Source organism: Herbaspirillum sp. NPDC087042 (genome assembly GCF_044745245.1).
Lineage (GTDB): Bacteria > Pseudomonadota > Gammaproteobacteria > Burkholderiales > Burkholderiaceae_D > Herbaspirillum.
In genome coordinates this window covers 58908-75158 of sequence record NZ_JBIUZW010000019.1, presented here as the reverse complement: position 1 = coordinate 75158, position 16251 = coordinate 58908, and the positions used below count along the sequence as shown (strand labels likewise).

General features: G+C 65.3%; 15 protein-coding genes. 10 read left to right on the top strand and 5 right to left on the bottom strand.

Translation table 11 applies throughout. From position 1 onward, the window contains the following. Positions 1 to 105 precede the first annotated feature (105 nt). Genes ACIPHN_RS22400 through ACIPHN_RS22385 form a run of 4 tightly spaced genes read left to right on the top strand, consistent with a single transcriptional unit; the run spans position 106 to position 3924 of the window. A complete protein-coding gene (locus ACIPHN_RS22400; RefSeq protein WP_400440363.1) occupies positions 106 to 972 on the top strand; it encodes an ABC transporter permease subunit in 867 nt (288 codons plus the stop codon). After that, a complete protein-coding gene (locus ACIPHN_RS22395) occupies positions 972 to 1721 on the top strand; it encodes an ABC transporter ATP-binding protein (RefSeq protein WP_400440360.1) in 750 nt (249 codons plus the stop codon). The genes ACIPHN_RS22400 and ACIPHN_RS22395 overlap by 1 nt, the downstream gene beginning before the upstream one ends. Before the next feature lie 40 nt (positions 1722 to 1761). Further along, complete coding sequence (locus ACIPHN_RS22390) at positions 1762 to 2772, top strand: NrtA/SsuA/CpmA family ABC transporter substrate-binding protein (RefSeq protein ID WP_400440357.1); 1011 nt, start codon at positions 1762 to 1764, stop codon at positions 2770 to 2772. A gap of 54 nt (positions 2773 to 2826) precedes the next feature. Next, entirely contained in the window at positions 2827 to 3924 is a 1098-nt protein-coding gene (locus ACIPHN_RS22385) for an LLM class flavin-dependent oxidoreductase (RefSeq protein ID WP_400440354.1), read from the top strand. Between the two features lie 27 nt (positions 3925 to 3951). On the opposite strand, the gene ACIPHN_RS22380 is transcribed toward ACIPHN_RS22385, so the two are convergent. Further along, positions 3952 to 4506, bottom strand: coding sequence for a GNAT family N-acetyltransferase (locus ACIPHN_RS22380; protein WP_400440351.1), 555 nt, complete (start codon positions 4504 to 4506; stop codon positions 3952 to 3954). A 73-nt stretch (positions 4507 to 4579) separates the two neighbouring features. On the opposite strand from ACIPHN_RS22380, the gene ACIPHN_RS22375 reads away from it, so the two are divergent. Beyond that, positions 4580 to 5488, top strand: coding sequence for a LysR family transcriptional regulator (locus ACIPHN_RS22375; protein WP_400440348.1), 909 nt, complete (start codon positions 4580 to 4582; stop codon positions 5486 to 5488). Between the two features lie 16 nt (positions 5489 to 5504). Here the strand turns inward: ACIPHN_RS22375 and ACIPHN_RS22370 are convergent, their stop codons facing one another. Then, the gene (locus ACIPHN_RS22370) at positions 5505 to 6794 is read right to left on the bottom strand and encodes an O-acetylhomoserine aminocarboxypropyltransferase/cysteine synthase family protein (protein ID WP_400440345.1); all 1290 of its coding nucleotides are present in this window, start codon (positions 6792 to 6794) and stop codon (positions 5505 to 5507) included. 224 nt (positions 6795 to 7018) lie between these two features. On the opposite strand from ACIPHN_RS22370, the gene ACIPHN_RS22365 reads away from it, so the two are divergent. Together ACIPHN_RS22365 and ACIPHN_RS22360 are read left to right on the top strand one after the other, a co-directional pair. Continuing rightward, entirely contained in the window at positions 7019 to 7867 is an 849-nt protein-coding gene (locus ACIPHN_RS22365) for a CmcJ/NvfI family oxidoreductase (protein WP_400440342.1), read from the top strand. Further along, positions 7864 to 8478 (top strand): 2-hydroxychromene-2-carboxylate isomerase, encoded by a 615-nt coding sequence (locus ACIPHN_RS22360; protein WP_400440339.1) that lies wholly within the window; start codon positions 7864 to 7866, stop codon positions 8476 to 8478. Before ACIPHN_RS22365 ends, ACIPHN_RS22360 begins: the two co-directional genes overlap by 4 nt. Here the strand turns inward: ACIPHN_RS22360 and ACIPHN_RS22355 are convergent. Then, positions 8475 to 9371, bottom strand: coding sequence for a LysR substrate-binding domain-containing protein (locus ACIPHN_RS22355; protein WP_400440337.1), 897 nt, complete (start codon positions 9369 to 9371; stop codon positions 8475 to 8477). The genes ACIPHN_RS22360 and ACIPHN_RS22355 overlap by 4 nt on opposite strands. Before the next feature lie 193 nt (positions 9372 to 9564). Between ACIPHN_RS22355 and ACIPHN_RS22350 the strand changes: the two genes are divergently transcribed. Continuing rightward, positions 9565 to 10779, top strand: coding sequence for an MFS transporter (locus ACIPHN_RS22350; protein ID WP_400440335.1), 1215 nt, complete (start codon positions 9565 to 9567; stop codon positions 10777 to 10779). Between the two features lie 16 nt (positions 10780 to 10795). Here ACIPHN_RS22350 and ACIPHN_RS22345 read toward each other — a convergent pair whose 3' ends face one another. After that, a complete protein-coding gene (locus tag ACIPHN_RS22345) occupies positions 10796 to 12349 on the bottom strand; it encodes a methyl-accepting chemotaxis protein (RefSeq protein ID WP_400440332.1) in 1554 nt (517 codons plus the stop codon). 215 nt (positions 12350 to 12564) lie between these two features. Next, on the bottom strand, positions 12565 to 13455 hold the full coding sequence (locus ACIPHN_RS22340; protein ID WP_400440329.1) for a LysR family transcriptional regulator: 891 nt from the start codon (positions 13453 to 13455) through the stop codon (positions 12565 to 12567). Positions 13456 to 13589: 134 nt separating this feature from the next. On the opposite strand from ACIPHN_RS22340, the gene ACIPHN_RS22335 reads away from it, so the two are divergent. After that, positions 13590 to 14903, top strand: a complete 1314-nt coding sequence (locus ACIPHN_RS22335) for an MFS transporter (protein WP_400440326.1) — start codon at positions 13590 to 13592, stop codon at positions 14901 to 14903. Positions 14904 to 14983: 80 nt separating this feature from the next. Next, positions 14984 to 16216, top strand: a complete 1233-nt coding sequence (argE, locus tag ACIPHN_RS22330; protein WP_400440324.1) for an acetylornithine deacetylase — start codon at positions 14984 to 14986, stop codon at positions 16214 to 16216. Positions 16217 to 16251 lie beyond the last annotated feature (35 nt).

The following is a 16251-nucleotide window of genomic DNA, read 5'->3' as shown; positions in this document are numbered from 1 at the left end:
TTCAAAATGATTCCTTATCGCCAGCGCCGAAGCTGATTAGGATTTCCTTCTCACCATGGCAGCTCTCCTGCAGCTGTCTGTCAATCTCATGAGAAGGAAGTCCGAATGTCCGATGCGGTCAACCGACTGAGCCTGCCCGCTGCCGCCGCCTCCGCCACCTCCGCCGCAGAGCGGCCTGCCCGGCGCGTGCCGCGCGTGCTCGGCGCACGCAGCCTCTTCCTCATCTCCTGGGCAGCGCCGCTGGCCTTGCTGCTGCTCTGGGAAGCCTTTGCCCGTGCCGGCGTGCTCTCACCACAGGTGCTGCCGGCGCCCAGCAAGGTCGTGCAGACCGCCTGGAAGCTGATCGGCCAGGGCCGCCTGCTCAGCGACCTCGGGGCCAGCCTCTTGCGCGCCGCCGCCGGCTTCATCATTGGCGGCAGCCTCGGTTTCGTGCTGGGCACACTGGTGGGTTTCTCGCGCCTGGCCGAGGCGCTGTTCGACCGCAGCGTGCAGATGGTGCGCGCCGTGCCTTTCCTGGCAGCGCTGCCGCTGGTGATCGTGTGGTTCGGCGTGGGCGAGGGCGGCAAGGTGTTCCTGGTTTCGCTGGGCGTGCTCTTTCCCATCTACATCAATACCGTGCTGGGCATCCGTCAGGTCGATCCCAAGCTGCTCGAACTGGGCCGCGTGACCGGCCTGTCCAACTGGACATTGATCCGCCGCATCGTGCTGCCCGGCGCCTTGCCCTCCATTCTGGCCGGGGTGCGCTACGCGCTGGCGGTGGCCTGGCTGGCACTGGTGATTGCCGAAACCATCGCCGCCAACACCGGCATCGGCTCGCTGGCCATGGATGCCCGCGAGTTCCTGCAGACCGACGTGATCGTGCTGACCATCGTCATCTATGCCGGCATCGGCGTGGTCTCGGACGCCATCGCACGCCTGCTGGAACGCCGCCTGCTGGCCTGGCATCCCAACTACGCCGCCAAGGGGAAATGATGAGCACTACCTCCCATGACGTGCACACCATGCATCCCGCCGGTGTCGACGAGGTCGCCGTACAGGTGGCCGGTCTCAGGCGCCGCTACGGTGAGCGCACTGTGATACAGGGGCTGAACCTGCGCATCCGGCGCGGCGAGTTCGTGGCGCTGCTGGGTGAGAGCGGTTGCGGCAAGACCACCTTGCTGCGCGCGCTGGCAGGCCTGGATGCCATCGACGGCGGTCGCATCGATGGTCCGGCGCAAGCGGCCGTGGTGTTCCAGGAACCGCGCCTGATCCCGTGGGATCCGCTCTGGCGCAATGTTGCCCTGGGCTTCGATGACAAGATCGGCAAGCCGCTCGCGCAGGCGGCGCTGGAAGAGGTCGGGCTGGGTAGTCGCATCGATGACTGGCCACGCAATCTCTCCGGTGGCCAGGCGCAGCGTGTGGCGCTGGCGCGTGCCCTGGTGCGCGAGCCGCGCCTGCTGTTGCTGGATGAACCCTTCGCCGCCCTCGATGCACTGACCCGCATCCGCATGCATGCGCTGGTGCGCCAGTTACTGGCGCGTCATCGTCCGGGCGTGCTGCTGGTCACGCACGACGTGGATGAAGCCATCTTGCTGGCCGACCGCATCCTGGTCATGCGCGACGGCGCCATCGCCAGCGACTACCACGTACTGCCCGCAGCGGCCCATGACCGCACCCATCCTGCCGCCGGAGAACTGCGCGCCCAGCTGCTGGCCGAGCTGGGCGTGGTGAGCGGCGACTGAGTCCCTCTTCCTTTTTGCTATCCACTTCCCCCATCAATCCATGAGTCACGATTCCAAGCCCGCCAATGCACACCGACGTCAACTGATCCAGGCCGCCCTCGGCGCCAGCGCCCTCGGCGCGGCCGGCTTGCCCATCGCCGCGCTGGCCGCTACCGGCAAGTCGCGCAATACCGATACCGTGCGCCTGGCCTGGGGCAAGGGCGGCCTGCCCGGCATTGCCCGTACCCGCGGCGAGTTCGAGAAGATCCTGGCCCGCGACGGCATCAAGGTGCAATGGATCGGCCCCTTCCCCAATCACGCGCCTTCGCTGCAGGCGGTCACCGGCGGCAGCGCCGACTTCGGTTTCGGCGGCAGTACCACGCCGGCGCTGGCGGCCATGATCGCCGGCTCGCCGCTGGTCTTTACCCAGTTCGCCGTGGTCGAGCCGCGCAGCACGGCCATCATCGCCAAGGATGGTTCGGGCATCAACAAGGTCAGCGACCTGGTCGGCAAGACGGTGGCGGTGAACCGCTCCGGCCTGGGCGAATTCCTGCTGGTGGCAGCGCTGGAAAAGCACGGCATCGCGCGCGACAAGGTCAGGTTCGTCTACCTCAACCCGCCCGATGCCGGCCCGGCCTTTGCCCAGGGCAAGGTCGACGCATGGTCGATGTGGAGCCCGGGCGTGGATATCGCGCGGGTCGAATACAAGGCCCACGACGTCTTCTTCGAAGGCCGCGACCTGGAGTTCCTGATCGACTTCAACTCCTACGTCACGCACCGCAAGTTTGCCGAGGACAACGCCGACATCGTGCGCGCCGTCAATGCCGCCTATCGTGCCGAGGGTGAGTGGATCACGAAGAACCCGCGCGAGGCCGAACTCCTGGTGCAACAGGATGCCGGCTATTCGGATGCGGTGCGCGACTCGCTCATCAAGCTGGCACGCCGCTGGGAATTCCATGGCGCCGACGATGCGAAATTCATCGCCACCTTCCAGGGCGCCGCCGACTGGCTGGCCGCACGCAAGATCCTGCCGCAGCAGGTGCGGGTGAGCGACTACATCGTCAAGGTCTGAGGGCCGAACCAACTTATCCACCGCCTGTCAGCACAGGCCCACAGGAGAACAAGCATGAGCGTCAACTTCATCGGCATGGTCACCACCAACAAGAACTCGGAGATCCACACTCCGGTGGGCCCCGCCATCGATACGGATTACCTGCTGCGCTTTGCGCGTGCCCATGAGGAGGCCGGTTTCGATCGTGTGCTGGTGCCGTACCACTCGACCGGCCCCGATGCCATCCTGACCATCGCCCAGGTGGCCGCCGCCACCCAGCGCATCAAGCTGATGCTGGCGCATCGCCCCGGTTTCGTGGCGCCGACGCTGGCCGCACGCCAATTGGCCACGCTGGACCATTTCAGCGGTGGTCGCCTGGGCGTGCATATCATCTCGGGAGGGTCCGACTCCGAACAGCGCCGTGATGGCGACTACCTCGATCACGACCAACGCTATGCGCGCACCGATGAATACCTGGAGATCCTGCGCAAGGTGTGGACCTCCGGCGAGCCCTTCGATCACCATGGCGAGTTCTATCGTGTCGAACAAGCCTTTTCGGAGGTCAGGCCGGTGCAGCAGCCACATCTGCCGATCTTCTTCGGCGGTGCCTCCGAGGCCGCCATCCCGGTGGCGGGGCGGCATGCCGACATCTATGCCTTGTGGGGCGAATCGCTGGACCAGGTCCGTGAGCTGACCGGGCGCGTGCGTGCCGAGGCGGCAGGTCACGGACGGAAGATCAGTTTTTCGGTCTCCTTCCGTCCCATCCTGGCGGCCACCGAAGATGCCGCATGGGAACGCGCCGAGCGCATCCTGGCCGAGACGCGGCGCCTGCGATCGGGCAATGGCAAGATCCATCCCACCTATGCCGCCGGTCCGCAGCAAAGCGAAGGGGCGCGCCGCCTGCTGGCGGCGGCCGATCGCGGCAGTCGCGTGGACAAGCGCCTGTGGACGGCGATTGCCAAGGAGACCGGTGCCCGCTACAACTCGACCGCCCTGGTCGGTACCCCTGGACAGGTGGCCGAGGCCCTGCTCGACTACTACGATCTGGGCGTGACGAACTTCCTCATCCGTGGTTTCGATCCGCTGGAGGACGCCATCGACTACGGCCGCGAACTGATCCCGCGTACCCGTGAACTGGTGGCGCAGCGGCAGGCGCAGGCCATTGCTGCCTAGTCCTTTCTCATCGATGCAGGCGCACGGCTAGACCAGCGTGCGCTGCATCAGTACGGTGTCGACGGCGCGATTGAATTTCCGGCCGACATCGGTCAGTACGCCGACCTTCCTGAACCCCATTCTCTCGTGCAGCGTCAACGAAGCGGTATTGGCGCTGTCACCGACCACGGCAATCATCTCGCGGTAGCCCAGTGCGCGGCATTGCCTGACCAGCGCATCGAGCAGGGTGCGGCCGATGCCACGGCCATCCTGCCCCTGGCGCACATAGATCGAATCTTCCACCGTGCCGTTGTAGGCCGGGCGCGAGCGATAGGGGCTGGCATAGGCATAGCCGACCACGCTATCGCCCTCCAGCGCCACCAGCCAGGGCAGGCCGACGCGCCTTAGCCGGTCCAGGCGCCGGTGCATCTCGTCCAGCGAGGGTGGTAACTCTTCGAAGGTGCAGAGGGCGCCCAGCACGTAGACCGAATAGATCTCCAGGATGGCGGGGATGTGGTCCGGGCGCGCTTCGGCGAGGGTGATGGCCGGTGCGCCAGGGGGTGCCGGATGCGTTACCGGGCGTTGTGCAGTCAAGGTATCCATGGGATGCATGTTGACAGCCCCGTATCACTAAACATAGATTATGTTGATTATTCATTGCATAAGAAGGTCTTATATGCAGATGTTTTCCTTCGAGCAGCTCGCTACCTTTGTCCGGGTCATGGAGAGTGGCAGTTTCTCGGTCGCAGCGGCCAGCCTGGAGGTCAGCCAGCCGGCCGTGAGCCAGCAGATCCGCGAGCTGGAGCGCCGGCTCGGCACGCGCCTGCTGGAGCGGGTCGGTCGCAAGATCGCCCCCACCGCCGCCGGCGCCACCCTGCTGGGCTACGCCCGCAGCCTGCTGGAGACGGCTGCCGAGGCGGTCGAGGCTATCGGGCAGCATGCCGAAGGCGTGCAGGGAACGGTGCGCATCGGCACCGGTGCCACCGCCTGTCTGCATCTGCTGCCGCCGGTGCTGGCCGATATCCAGCAACGCTATCCCGCGCTGCAGGTCATGGTCGGCACCGGCAACACGGCCGATTTCGTGCGGCGGGTGGAGCAGAACCTGCTGGACATGGCCCTGGTCACCCTGCCGGTGAGCAGTCGTGCGCTGCATGTCAGCGTGGTGCTGGAAGACCCCTTCGTGCTCATCGGCCCGGCCAGCGCGCGCAAGCTGCCGCGCCAGGTGGCTCCACGGCATCTGGCGGCGCTGCCGATGATGCTCTTCGAGCCCGGCACCAATACCCGGCAACTGGTGGATGCCTGGCTGCTGGAGGCCGGCATGCGACTGCAGCCCAGCATGGAGCTGGGCAGCGTCGAAGCGATCAAGGAAATGGTGGCGGCCGGCCTGGGTTACAGCATCATCCCGCAGATGGCCTTGCGCCAGGAGGATAGGCGCAGCTTGCAGGTGCGGTCGCTGGTGCCGGCGTTGAGCCGCCAGCTGGGCCTGATCGTGCGCCACGACAAGCCGGTCACGCGGGCCATGCGGGTGGTGGCCGAGGCCATCCTGGCAGCCCGGCCACCGGCGTCGGGGCGCGGGCTGCGCTAGCGGCTCAATATCGGCCTCAGGCCGATTCCAGCGCCTGCTTCAGGTCGGCCAGCAGGTCATCGATGTGCTCGATGCCGATGGACAGGCGCACCGTATCCTCGGTCACGCCGGCCTTTTCCAGTTCGGCTGGCGACAGCTGACGGTGCGTGGTCGAGGCCGGGTGGGTAGCCAGCGACTTGGCGTCGCCGATGTTGACCAGGCGCGTGAAGAGCTGCAAGGCATCCTGGAAGCGCGCGCCCCCCTCGCGACCATTGGCCACGCCGAAGGTCAGCACGCCCGAGGCGCGGCCCTTGAAATACGTCTGCGCCAGCGCATGGTCGGGATGGTCTTCCAGCCCGGCGTAGTTGACCCAGCGCACCTTGGGATGGCGTTTCAGGTACTGCGCCACCGCCAGGGTGTTGTCGGTGATGCGGTCCAGCCGCAAGGCCAGAGTCTCGATACCCTGCAGGATCTGGAAGGCATTGAAGGGCGACAGCGCCGCCCCCGTATTGCGCAGCGGCACCACACGCGCCCGGCCGATGTAGGCGGCCTCGCCCAATGCCTCGGTATAGACCACGCCGTGGTAGCTCACATCGGGTTCGTTGAGGCGCTTGAAGCGCTCCTTGTGTTTGGCCCAGGGGAACTTGCCCGAGTCCACAATGGCGCCGCCCAGCGTGGTGCCGTGGCCGCCCAGGTACTTGGTCAGCGAATGCACGACGATGTCGGCACCATGCTCGAAGGGACGCAGCAGGTAGGGCGTGGCGACGGTGTTGTCGACGATCAGCGGGACGCCATGGCGATGGGCGATCTCGGCCACGGCGGCGATGTCGGTGATGTTGCCCAGCGGGTTGCCGATCGATTCGATAAAGATGGCCTTGGTGCGCTTGTCGATCAGCGGCGCGAAGGAGGCCGGCTGGCGCGGATCGGCAAAGCGCGTGGTGATGCCGAACTGCGGCAGCGTGTGGGCGAAGAGGTTGTAGGTGCCACCATAGAGGGTCGAGGCCGAGACGATATTGTCGCCGGCCTCGGCAATGGTCTGGATCGCATAGGTCACGGCTGCTTGGCCGGAGGCCAGGGCCAGCGCGGCAATGCCGCCTTCGAGCGCGGCCAGGCGTTTTTCCAGCACGTCCTGGGTCGGGTTCATGATGCGCGAATAGATATTGCCCTGCACCTTCAGGTCGAACAGGTCGGCGCCATGCTGGGTGTCATCGAAGGCGAAGGCCACGGTCTGGTAGATCGGCACGGCCACCGCGCGGGTGGTCGGGTCGGGATCGTAGCCACCGTGGACGGAGAGGGTTTCGAACTTCCATTGCGCATTGTCTGCCATGTTGTCTCTTTCTTGTCGTTCGTTGAAGGGAGAAGCGGTTCGCACATGCCGATGACAGACGCTAGCGCGCCACCCGCCCCGTGCCAAGAAACAAATTCACATAAGCATATGCATTGTCGTTTCGCATTCCCGCTGTGCATGCGTGAGCGGAAATAAGTCGTTTGAACAGGCCCGGCGTGGCTGCTTCAATGAAGCAACATCTCATCCACGCATAAGTAGCCATCATGTCAACTGCCACCCTGGAGAGTCCTGCCGGCGTCTGGGCGCCGCTCAATTACCTGGCCGACAACGCCCGCGACCCGGTCAGCTACGCCTTCGAACCACCGCCGGGAACGCCCTGGGAGAGCGCGGACTACACCGCCCGGCGCAGCTTCATCGCCGATGCCGGTCATCTTGCCGATCTCTCCATCGACAGCAATGGTTTCCAGCTGGTCGATGCGCCCAGTGCCGTGCGCGATTTCGACGATGCCGACGAGATCACCTCGATCTACTACGCCGAGGCCGTGGAGCTGGCCCTGGCCTTGACCGGCGGTACTCACGCCTATGTCTTCGATCACCTGGTGCGCGAACGCGATGCCGCGCGCGTGCCGCTGGATTTCGGGCGTACCGCGCGTGGCGCCACGCCAGCGGCCAATGGTCGCATCCACAACGACTACACCGAGGCATCGGGGCGGCGCCGCTTTTCCATGGTCTTGCGCGATGCCGACCTGATCGCCTACGCCCAGCATTTCTCCATCCTCAACATCTGGCGCAGCCTGCGCGGCGTGGTGCAGGACACGCCGCTGGCGGTGGCCGATGCGCGCAGCGTGGCAGCCGATGAGCTGGTACGCGGCGAGGTTCGCTATCCGCGCCGCAATGGCGAGATCTACCTGCTGCGCCACCATCCCCGGCATCGCTGGTATTACTTTGCCGACATGCAGGCCAGTGATGCGCTGGTGTTCAAGCAGTTCGATTCGCGCACCGAGGGCGTGGCGCGCTTTACGCCCCATAGCGCTTTCGACCTGCCGCAGATACCGCCTTCGGCCCCCCTGCGCAAGAGCCTGGAATTGCGCTGCCTGGTGGTGCATGCATGAGCGCCGCGCTTCCCGTGATCGAGTACTGGTTCGACTTCGGCAGCAACTACAGCTACCTGTCCACCCTGCGTATCGAGCAGGCCGCGCAGCAGGCGCAGGTGCAGCTGCGCTGGCGTCCCTTCCTGCTGGGGCCGGTGTTCCAGGCGTTGGGCTGGAGCACTTCGCCCTTCGTGTTGCAAAAGGAGAAGGGCGCCTACACCTGGCGCGACATGGCACGCCAGTGCCGCAAGTATGGGGTGCCGTGGACCCTGCCCAGCCGCTTCCCGCGTTCGGCGGTGGTGGCTACACGGGTGGCGCTGGCCCATGCCGAGGCGCCGTGGGTGGGGGGATTCTGTCGCCTGGTGATGCACCTGAATTTCGCCGAGGACCGTGACATCGACAGCATCGAGACGGTGCGCGAAGTCTTGCTGGCCATGCAGCTGCCGGCCGACGCGATCCTGGCGCTGGCGCAGTCCGATGCCATCCGCAAGCGCCTGCGCGAACAGACCGCACTGGCCCGTGCACTGGGCATCTTCGGCGCGCCTACCTTCTTCGTAGGGGAGGACATGTTCTGGGGCAATGACCGGCTCGACGATGCGCTGGCGGCCTGCCATCCTGCCAGCCTGCCCTAGCGCAGGCTGGCCTGGGCTTCGGCGATGATCCACGCCGCCACCTGCTGCACCTCGCGACGGGGCTGCTGCTCGGCCTGGATCAGCCAGTAGGCATAGCCTTCCGAGCCCTGTGTGCGTGGCTCGGCCAGCATGACCAGCTGGCCGCCTTGCAGCTGCGGCGTGATCAGTTCGATGCGGCCCAGCGCCACGCCCTGGCCGGCCAGCGCGGCCTGGATCACCATGTCGTACTGGTTGAAGCGCAGCATGCTGCGCTTCTTCCTGGCCGGCTTGTCGTTACCGTCCAGCCAGTCCTTCCAGCGCAGGCGCGGATTGGGCTGTTCGAACTCGATGAGCGGCGTGGCCGGGGGCAGCTTGCCATCGACCAGCAGCAAGGGGTGGGCCACCGGCGCCACCGATTCACCGAACAGGCGGATCGCGCCCGCCGGCGCCTGCAGGCGCGTGGTGTAGCGCAAGGCCAGGTCCATGCCCTCCTGGCGCAGGTCGGTCACGCTGTCGCTGGCCGCCACCCGTACATCCAGCCCGGGCCAGCGTTGCTGCAGCATGGACAGGCGTGGCAGCAGCCACAGGCCGGTCATGCCGATGCTGGCGGTGATGGTGACCGGACGTGCCGCCTGCGTGGCCTGCAGCTCGCCCACGGTGTCCTGCAATTGCAGCAGGACGGCATCGGCGCTGCGAAAGAGCCGCTCGCCAGCCGGCGTGAAGGAGATCGCACGGTGGTGACGTTGCAGCAGCGGCATGCCCATGAATTGTTCCAGCAGGTGGATTTGCCGGCTCACGGCCGACTGCGTCAGGAACAGGTCCTGCGCGGCCAGCGTGATGCTCATGCGGCGACCCACGGCGACGAAGCCACGGATCAGGTCCAGTGGTGGCAGCTTGGCCAGGGGGAGGGGCATGGAGGGCTCTCGCAGGTCGATGGGGATGCGCTATTGAAACACATCGCGGCGCTGGCGTGGCGCTTGTCGGCGAGGCTCTTCGCATGACTGGCAGGAATGTGAAACCTCATCGAAGTCGTTTGAGAGTACGCCGCAGAGGCGCTTAAATGCTGGCTATCGACATCATCAATATCCACAGGAAAATCGACTTCCCATGACTATTTCTGCTACCCGCCGCACCTGGCTGGCGGTCGCCGCCGGTGCCATCATCCTGAGCATGGCACTGGGCTCGCGCCAGACCTTTGGATTGTTCATCAGTCCGCTGTCCTACGATCACGGCTTGCCGGTGACGCTGGTGGCCTTTGCCATCGCCCTGCACAACCTGGTGCGGGGCTTCGCCCAGCCGCTGGCCGGGGCCATGACCGATCGCCACGGGCCGGCGCCGGTGGTCGCCGTGGGCGCCTGTTGCTATGCCCTCGGCCTGGCCATGACGGCACTGGCTGGCAATGGCCTCATGCTGGTGCTGGGCATGGGCGTGTTCATCGGCGCGGGCATCAGCTGTACCAGTTTCGGCGTGGTGATGACGGCGGTCGGGCAGAGCGTGGCGCCGGAACGGCGCAGCAGTGCCATGGGCCTGGTCAGTGCCGGTGGTTCGCTGGGGCAGGTCTTGATGCTGCCGCTGGTGCAGGGGGTACGGGCGTCCGCGGGCATGAGCGGGGCCTTGCTGATGCTGGCTTTCCTGGTGCTGGCGGTGGCGCCGCTGGGCTTGCTGCTGGGACGTGGCGCACGCCCTGCCCAGGAGGCAAGTGCATTGCGCTACAGCCTGCGCGAGGTGGTGGCGCAGGCCCGTCGTCATCGTGGCTACCAGTTGCTGACGCTGGGTTTCTTCGCCTGTGGATTCCAGCTGGCCTTCATCGCCACGCACCTGCCCGGCTACCTGGAGCTGTGCCACATGCCCATGGGCCTGGCGGCGACCGCGCTGGCGCTGATCGGCCTGTTCAACATGGCCGGCAGCTGGGCCTGTGGCTGGCTGGGGGGACGCTACCGGCCGCAGGTCGTGCTGGGCTGGCTGTACCTGTTGCGCAGCACCGCCATCGGCCTGTTCTGCGTGGCCCCCAAGAGTCCCCTGAGCGTGGGGATATTTGCAGCGGTGATGGGACTGGCCTGGCTGGGGACGGTGCCGCTGACCACCGGGCTGGTGGCGCGCATCTTCGGTACGGCGCACATGGGCACGCTGTTCGGCATCTGCTTCCTGAGCCACCAGGTCGGCTCCTTCCTCGGCGCCTGGCTGGGCGGCTGGATGCTGGAGCTGACCGGGTCCTATTCCTGGCTATGGGGCGCGACCTTCGTGGTGGGGATCGTGGCGGCGGTGCTGCATTTTCCTATCGATGATCGCCGCGCCAGCCCGGCGGTGGCGCAGGCGAGCTAGCGCATTGGGGCTGCTGTCAGGCCGCTACCCGGAAATGCGACATGGTCGACATCAATAGCCCGGAGTGGCTGGCCAGCGTGGCCGAGCTGGCGGCGGCCTGTTCCACCAGGGCGGCGTTCTGCTGGGCCATGTCGTTGATGTCGGCCACCGCCAGGCTGACTTCCTCGATGCTGCGCTTCTGGTCGTCGGTGGTCTGTTCGATCGAGGCGATCAGTTGCGATACCCGGGTCACCGATTCCACCACCGCGCTCATGACGCGTCCGGCGTCATCCACCAGCGTGACGCCGGTGGCGATGTTTTCCTTGGAGGCTTCGATGAGTTGCTGGATCTGGCGCGCGGCATGACCGGAGCGGTCGGCCAGGGCACGTACTTCCTGCGCCACCACGGCAAAGCCGCGTCCGTGCGAGCCGGCGCGGGCGGCTTCGATGGCGGCATTGATGGCGAGGATATTGGTCTGCGCGGCGATGCCCTGGATCAGTTCGACAAAGCCATGGATCTGCGCCGCCGAGCGTGCAATGCCATCCATGTTGGTCACCACCGAGGCGACGATGTTGCCGCCGTCCTGTGCGATGTCGGCGGCCTGGGCCGAGAACTTCGATGCATGGGCGGCGTTCTCGGCGGTTTCGCGTACCGTCAGGGTCAGGGTCTGCATGGCTGCCGAGGTCTGTTGCAGCGAGGCGGCCTGGCGCTCGGTGCGGGCCGACAGGTCCATGTTGCCATCGACCATCTCGCGGGACATCACACTCATTTCACGGGCGCAATCCAGGGAGGCCGAGACGATCCTGAGCAGCGATTCGCGCATCTGCGCCATCGCACTCAACATGCTGCCGCCATGGCGGGCCTGGACCGCGACGCTCAGGTTGCCTGCCGAGATTTCGTGGGAGATGCGGGTGGCGTAGTCCGGCTCGCCGCCCATGCTGTGCAGCACGCGGCCGAAGATGCTGTTGAGCAGCCAGCTCAAGCCACCACCGATGAGCAGCAGGGCCAGCAGCAGGATGCGCAGGCGCGACCACACCACGTCATTGATATCGTTGAGCAGGGTGCCGGAGCTGACATACCAGTGCCAGGGAGCGAAGCCCTGCACATAGGTGATCTTGGGCAGCTGCGCCTGGCCATCCGGCGAGCGCACCATGTATTCCACGAAGCCGCCGCCGCCCGGATTGCCGGCGGCCACCATGTTGCGATAGAGCGGCTGGCCATGGGCGTCGAGGTAGTCGTGCATGTCCTGTCCGATCAGCTTGGGCAGGGTGGGGTGGGTCAGCACCACCGGACGGTCATCGATGAGGGTGACGTAGCCATTGCTGCCATAGGTCATCTTCGACATGGCTTGCAGGGCCATGCGGCGGGCCTGGGCATCGTCGAGCTGGCCGGCCTGGACCTGGGCATGGAATTGCCGCAGCACGGCCGAGGCGGCATCGACCAGGTTGACCAGCCCGGCCTTGCGTTCGTCCAGCAGGGAGGCGCGGGTGATATAGGCGCTGGCGGCGCCGATGAGGAGGATACCCAGCCAGGTCGCCAGCAGGGCGAGACGAAGCTTGGTATGCAGGCGGATCTTGGCGGGATTGAACATGGCAGGCTCATCGAGTGTGGTGGCGCGGCGATATCGTCCACCGGAACCCGCGCGACAGAAGCGGGCGGACGATCCGGCACCAGGAGCCCCGCGTGATCAGGCCCTGTGACTTGAATATAGCAATGCCATCCCAATTCGAAAAATACTGTTATCCGCTGTATCTATGCCTTTAAGATATAGCTGAAAACTATTTCCCGTGCCCTGGAAAAACCTCCCTAGTCCGGCGTGAATTTCTGCAGGAAAGCCATGAAATTCTCCAGCGTCGGCGAGCGGTTCTCGTCGCTCCAGACGAATTCGACGTCGTAGGAAGACGACAGGTCGGGGTGCTCGAACAGCACCACATCGCGCGGGCAGTTGAAGCGCGAGGCATCCGAGACGATGGAGTAACCCATGCCGGCCGCGACCAGGCCCAGGATGGTGGAGACATCGCTGCCCAGCTGCACCAGCTTGGGCGAGAAGCCGGCCAGCAGGCATTGGTGGATCAGGAAGTCGTAGTAGCGTGGCGAGCGCGTGCGCGGGAACCAGATGCAGGGTTCGTCGCGCAAGTCCTTGAGGCGCGCCGGTGGCCGCTTGGCCATGGGGCTGCTGGCCGGGATCGCCAGCAGCAGGCGATTGCGGAAGATGGTGAAACCCTGCAGGTGGGCGTCTTCATCGCTGCGCCAGGCCAGGAAGCCGCCATCGAGCGTGCCGTTGCGGATGTCTTCGAGCTGCTTGGCCGACATCGAGGGCTCCAGCAGCAGGGCCACGCTGGGATTGGACTGGCGGAATTTCTGCAGGGGCTTGAGCAGCGCCGGGTGCCAGGTGTAGTTGGGGGTCATGCCGATACGCAGCGAGCCCAGCTGGCCGGAGGTCACGCGGGAGATGCGCTCCTTGGCTTCTTCCAGGTCCTGCAGCAGGCGTTCGGCATCCTTGTGGAACTGCTGGCCGGCGGCGGTCAGGGTGACGCCGCGTGCACCGCGCACGAATAGCGCGGCGCCCAGTTCGTCTTCCAGGTCCATGATCTGGCGGCTCAATGCGGGCTGGGCAATGTTGAGACGACGCGAGGCTTCGGCCACGCTGCCGTGGTTGGCCACGGCCGAGAAGTAACGCAGGTGACGGATTTCCATGTGCTGGGACCCTATGCTTTTTAGATATACAAGAATACAAATATGCTATTTGTGAGGCATATCTTAGTTGCCTATACTCCGTTTGCCAATCGCCTGCCATGCCTTCCCATGGCGGCCACAACACGGAGAGGACAATGATAGAGAGCACGAGGATGGAGAGTGAACACGTCGGCATGGCCAAGGCCGTGCCGGTGGAACGAAAATCGCAAGCCCGACGCGCGGCGATCGCCGCCACCATGGGCAACCTGCTGGAAATCTACGACTTCATTGCCTACGGCATCTTTGCCGTGCCGATCTCCAAGACCTTCTTTTCCCTGCATTCCGATACGATGGCGCTGATCCTGACCTTCGCCACCTTTGGCGTGGGCTTCATCGCTCGTCCGATCGGGGCGCTGGTCATCGGCGCCTATGCCGACCGGGTGGGGCGCAAGAAGGGCATGAGCCTGACCATCCTGCTCATGGCCACTGGCACGGCGGTGATCGCCTTCTGTCCCGGCTACGCCACCATCGGCCTGGCCGCGCCCGTGATCGTGGTGATCGGACGGCTGATCCAGGGCTTTTCCGCCGGCGGCGAAGTCGGTGGTGCCGTGGCCATGCTGCAAGAGAATGCGCCGGATGGACAGCGCGGCCTGTATGCGGCCTTCCAGCAGATGTCGCAGGGCTGCGGCGTGCTGGTGGCCGGCCTGATCGGCCTCTTGCTCTCCAGCGTCTTCACGCCCGAGGAAATCTTCGGTGGCGCCTGGCGTCTGGCCTTCGTGCTGGGCTTGCTGATTGCGCCGGTGGGTATCTATATCCGTCGTACCGTGGCCGAGACGCCGGAATTCCTGGCCAACGCCCATCACAAGAAACCGCCGGTGGGCAGCACGCTGATGCAACACTATCGCACCATCGGCATGGGGGTGTTGATCATGCTGTTCTGGACCATCGCCACCTACATCTCCAATTATTTCTCCACCTATGCGGTGCGCGAGTTGCACCTGAGCCTGCAGGAGAGCTATCTCGGCCAGATCTCCTATGGCGTGACCATGCTGGCGTGCTGTCCGCTGGTGGGCATGATGAGCGACCGTATTGGCCGCAAGACACCGATGCTCTTCGGTACCTTGCTCACCGCCGTGCTGGCTTATCCGCTGTTCTACCTGCTGACCCTGTGGCCGACCCTGGCCTCGCTGATCCTGGTGCAGGTCACCATCGGCGCCTTGCTGGCCTGCTATGCCAGCTGTGCCTCGGGTGTGCTGGGCGAGCTCTTCCCCACCAGCATCCGCGTGACCGGCGTGGCGATTTCGTATGCCATCGGCGTGATGGTCTTCGGCGGCTTCACGCCGGCCATCGTCACCTGGCTGATCGCCTTGACCGGCGACAAGCTGGCCATCGCCTACTACCTGATCGCAGCGGCTGTCCTGAGCTGCATTCCTGTTCTCCTGGTGCGTGACCGTCACGCCGACGCGTGAATCCATGGTTCTGTGTTTTGGCGACTTCCTCCCATGGGCCTGTCACCAGGTATGAGGGTCGCCTTTTTTTATCGAATGCTATGTCGTCCTACAATCCATCCTCTCCGCCATCCCTGCCTACTGCTCCGCTGCCGCCGGGGCTGCGCCTGATGCCGGACCAGCGCTCCATCGATATCCTGCGCCAGCTGATCGCCTTCGATACCGTCAGCCGCCACTCCAACCTGCAGATGATCGATTTCATCCAGGACTACCTGCGCCAGCGCAAGATCAATACTCGCATCACCTTCGACGACGACCGCCGCAAGGCCAACCTGTTTGCCACCGTCGGCCAGGGCAAGGGACGCGGCATCATCCTCTCCGGGCATACCGATGTGGTGCCGGTGGATGGGCAGGACTGGCACTCCGATCCCTTCGTGCTAAGCGAGCGCGATGGCCGCTACTACGGCCGCGGCACCTGCGACATGAAGGCCTTCATCGCCATTGCCCTGGCCAAGGTCGATGCCATGCTGGAGGCCGATTCGGCCACGCCTTTCCATCTGGCTTTTTCGTATGACGAGGAAGTCGGATGCCTGGGGGTGCACCGTCTGCTGGAAGACCTGGCGCGACAGCAGTTGCAGGTGCTGGGCTGCGTGGTGGGCGAGCCGACCAATATGCAGATGAAGACCGGTCACAAGGGCAAGCGCGCCTTCCGTTGCCAGGTGACTGGCCGCAGTGCGCACTCGTCTACGCCGGCTGCGGCGGTCAATGCCATCGAGGTGGGCAGCGAGCTGGTGGCTTTCTTGCGGACACAGTCACGCGAGCTGGAGCAGGGGCCGCACGATCCGCTGTTCGATGTGCCCTATACCACCATGACGACCACGATGTTCAATGCCGGCATTGCCACCAATACGATCCCGGCCAGCTCGGAATTCGTGTTCGAGTATCGCTACCTGCCGGTCCAGGATCCGGCGCCCATCGACCAGCGCATCCGTCATTACATCGACAGCGTGCTGCTGCCGGAGATGCGCCGCAAGGCCGAGGAATCGGCGATCAGCCTGCAACCCTGCATCGACTATCCGGCCCTGGAAACGCCCGCCGGCGCGGAGATACAGAAGATCGTCGCGGTGCGCGCCAGGCCGGGCCAGCAGAGCAAGGTCGGCTTCGGCACCGAGGCTGGCATCTTCGGCAAGCATGGCATCGACTCGGTCATCTGCGGGCCGGGCGACATCAACCACGCCCATCGGCCCGATGAATTCGTGACGGCCCAGCAACTGGTGCTGTGCGAAGATTTCATCGACGGCCTGATTGCGGACATGGCGGCACGTCCGGCCTGATCTTCCTGGCGCGCCTGCGGGCGCGCTTCTTTCTT